Genomic DNA, 403 nt, shown 5'->3' with positions numbered 1-403 from the left:
GCCGGGCTATGTCGGCTACGAGGAAGGTGGTTACCTGACCGAAGCCGTGCGTCGCAAGCCGTACAGCGTGGTGCTGCTCGATGAAGTGGAGAAGGCGCACCCGGACGTCTTCAACGTGCTGCTGCAAGTGCTGGACGATGGTCGCCTGACCGACGGCCAGGGCCGCACGGTGGACTTCAAGAACACGGTGATCGTGATGACGTCGAACCTCGGCTCGCAGCTCATCCAGCAGATGGCGACCGAACCGGCGGACGTGATCAAGGGTGCCGTGTGGCAGGAAGTGAAGACGCATTTCCGCCCCGAGTTCCTGAACCGGATCGTCGAGGTGGTGGTGTTCCACGCGCTGGACCAACGCAACATCGAATCGATCGCGCGGATCCAGCTCAAGCGCTTGTCGGCACGC

The 403-nt window shown here is 62.8% G+C and carries 1 protein-coding gene; it reads left to right on the top strand.

From position 1 onward, the window contains the following. On the top strand, positions 1-403 hold a 403-nt coding region (locus D7V77_RS42855), incomplete at both ends, for an AAA family ATPase (protein WP_158624609.1).

The sequence above is a fragment of the Corallococcus sp. CA041A genome (assembly GCF_003612075.1).
GTDB classification, from domain to species: domain Bacteria; phylum Myxococcota; class Myxococcia; order Myxococcales; family Myxococcaceae; genus Corallococcus; species Corallococcus exiguus.
This window is presented reverse-complemented; position numbering and strand designations above follow the sequence as displayed.